We start from the raw sequence: 2,792 nt of genomic DNA, 5'->3' as shown, positions 1-2,792 counted from the left end.
GAGTCAAGGCCCTGCTTTTGCGCACAATCCGCGCGCGAGATTGCCGAATGAGGGGGCCCGGGGGGAATCATTCCCCCCGGCGGGGTCTGGGGCGGAGCCCCGGCTGCCTTTCCTGCCTTTACGGGCAGCTTATGATGCCTTCGGACCAGAGGCATGCGCCGCAGGCAGGGAGGTCGTTGCCGTAGCAGTCGGGGAGGGAGAGTTCCCAGTTGTCGCAATGGGAGCATCGGCAGCAGGGGGAGAAGTCGAAGGCGCGGACTTTTTGTCGGAAAGCGGCGTAGTCGGGGGCGTTCCAGAGCGCGTCGAGGGGGGTATCGCGCACGTTGCCGAAGAAGCGGTGGAAGTTCAGGCGGGATTTGCCGTCCCAGTAGAGGCGGGAGGAGCGCAGGAGGGCCATGCAGGGGCTGAGCATGCCGTCGTGCCGGACGAAGGCCATGCCCTCCCTGATGAAGCGGCACTCTCCGGCGGGGCGGCGCAGGCGCCGGCCGGAGAGGGTGATCTCGCACATGCCTGAGCTCAGGAGGGAAGCGGCGGCGCGGGCGGCGCCGGGGCTTGTCCAGTCCATGAGGGGCAGGCGGATGCGCGGGGCGGAAGGGGGGACATGGTCGCCGCCGAGGTCGCTCTGGAGCACGTTGACATACAGGGCTTCCCGGGCGGATTCCTCGCTGGTGGGGAGGACGTGGGAGATGTTCACTTCATTGACATGGTAAAAGGAGGCGAAGAAGGGCAGGTCGGCGAGGGCGTGCACATTGCTTTTCATGAGCACGAAGGCCACGCCGAGCTTCACTTCCTTTTCCCGGCGGAAGCGGAGCCGGTTGAAGGCGAGGAGGTGTTCCTTGAGCAGGGCGAGGCTGCCGTTGCCGCGGATGGATGCGTAGTTTTCTTCTTCCGGGGAATCCACGGAGAGCCAGAGCATGTCGAGCCCCGCGTCGAGCAGGGCGGCGGAGAGTTCTGCGGTGAGCAGGGAACCGTTGCTGAGAAGCTCGATGCGGCGGCCCGAGGAGGAGGCGGCGCGCACCATGTCGACAATGCGCGGGTGGAAGAGCGGTTCCCCCATGCCGCCGAAAAAGATGGTCTCCACGCTTTCGGGCAGGTGCGCGAGCGCGGCGCGGAAGGTGGCTTCGCTCATGTCCCCGGTTTTTTCCTCCACCCAGCTTTTGCGGAAGCACATGGCGCAGTTCAGGTTGCAGCGTGAGGTGGGTTCCAGATACAGGCGCCTGAGTTCGTCAGCCATGAAGGCCTCCTGTCCGGCAGAAACCGGCATGGATGGAAGTGAAAGGCGGGCTCGCCCCGGCTTCCCGCTTTTTGTGCGCAGGCGGGCAGAAAGGCAGGTTCCCCCCTCCCGCACGGCGCGGGGCATCATGCCCCGGGAGCAGGCGGCGCGGGAGGCGCACGTTGCGGCAAGCTTTTGAAATAGCACGATTTCAAAAGGATTTTCCCCGAAGTTATACCGTTTTTTCCTCCCTGTCCAGAAGGGGGCGGGAAAAAGGCCTGTTTCATTATTCGCGCTTTGGGGGGAAGGCCCGGGGCAAAGAGGGGAGGTGCGCGCCCGGCGTTTTGCCTTTTCCGAAGGCAGCGGCCCGGGGAGCGGAAGGCCGGTTTTCCGCCGCCGGGGGGGGAGAGGGACGCGGCGGGGCTCCGGGGCGTGGCGCGGGGCATGGGCCGCGCCCTGTGCAGACAGGGAAGGGCAGTCGGGGAAGCGGGCCTTGAAGGGGCGAAGGGAAGCGGCGGGCCGCATGGCTGCGGGCGCAGGCCCGGGCGTGACGCGGGGCGGATTTTGCCTCGCCGCGGTCTGCCGGAGCGGGGGCTCACCGGCACCCCGGGGAAGGGCTTCGCTTTTGCCGCAGCTTTTTTTGCGCTATCATGCCGCCACGATACCGCAAAGAGGAGGGGCGATGAGAAAACGCATCTGGGCGCTTGCGGCGCTGACGGCAATATATGTGTGCGGCGCGGCCCTTCAGGCCGGGGCGGCGGAACTTTTGGACATGCAGATTCATGGACAATGGGCCGCAGGCGTAGTGTCTGCCGGGAAGGAAGACGCGGTGCGCCTGTGCACGGGGGAGGGTGCCGTTCTGCTTGTGCTGGACATGTACCCCGCGCCCTCGGGCAAGGGGCCGGGCTCCTGCCGGATGACGCTTCTGGAGCGCGCCATGGGCTCGATGGGCACGGAGGCGAAGGCGATGTTTCCCCTTACCCTGAACGGGCGGATCTACCTGGACGGCGGGGCGATACGCAAGGCGCGCTTTCATTACGCCCTGGAAGGGCAGGTGGCGGTAGCCCGGATAGAGGGGGACTTTTCCGATGCCTTTTGGAAGGAGGCGGAAAGGCGTCCCATGCTCAGGATGGAGATCGGCTGGGATGAACGGCATGTCTTCCTCTTGAATTTTTTCCTCGACGGCTTCAGGGCGGCGCGCAGGCACGGCGAGCGCCTTGTGGAAAAGGTGCGGCCGCGCCGCCCCGGGCAGGAGGACGCCTTCGGGGAAGAGGAGTTTCTTTCCCTTATCCTCAGCCGCTCATGGGAAAAAGGGGCGCGCCGGGAATTTTCCCCGGGCCCGGGGAAGTGAGATACGCGGCGTTTGGCCTGCCCTCCCGAGGGTTGTGATCCCGCAGCCGGGGCAAAGGCCAAGCTTCCGCCTTTCTCGGCTTCGCGCCTTGTCCGCTGCGCCATGTTCCCGGCTTTTGCGCGTGGACTTTGCCCGGCGCTTTTCCGCCTTGTCCGCCGCGCCCGTTTTCCCCGCAGGCTTTCCCCGCGCCCGAAGCAGCCGCTTTCCCTCTGCAACATGCCTTCCCGC

2 protein-coding genes are annotated in these 2,792 nt (G+C 66.2%); one reads left to right on the top strand and one right to left on the bottom strand.

What is annotated here, in order from left to right:
- Positions 1 to 118: 118 nt before the first annotated feature.
- Entirely contained in the window at positions 119 to 1,234 is a 1,116-nt protein-coding gene (locus K8W16_RS06175) for a radical SAM protein (RefSeq protein WP_304122141.1), read from the bottom strand.
- A 661-nt stretch (positions 1,235 to 1,895) separates the two neighbouring features.
- Here K8W16_RS06175 and K8W16_RS06170 point away from each other — a divergent pair.
- Positions 1,896 to 2,564, top strand: a complete 669-nt coding sequence (locus K8W16_RS06170) for a hypothetical protein (protein WP_304122139.1) — start codon at positions 1,896 to 1,898, stop codon at positions 2,562 to 2,564.
- Positions 2,565 to 2,792: the final 228 nt, after the last annotated feature.

It is taken from the genome of Mailhella massiliensis (assembly GCF_020741395.1).
In the GTDB taxonomy this organism is placed as follows: domain Bacteria; phylum Desulfobacterota; class Desulfovibrionia; order Desulfovibrionales; family Desulfovibrionaceae; genus Mailhella; species Mailhella massiliensis_A.
This window is presented reverse-complemented; position numbering and strand designations above follow the sequence as displayed.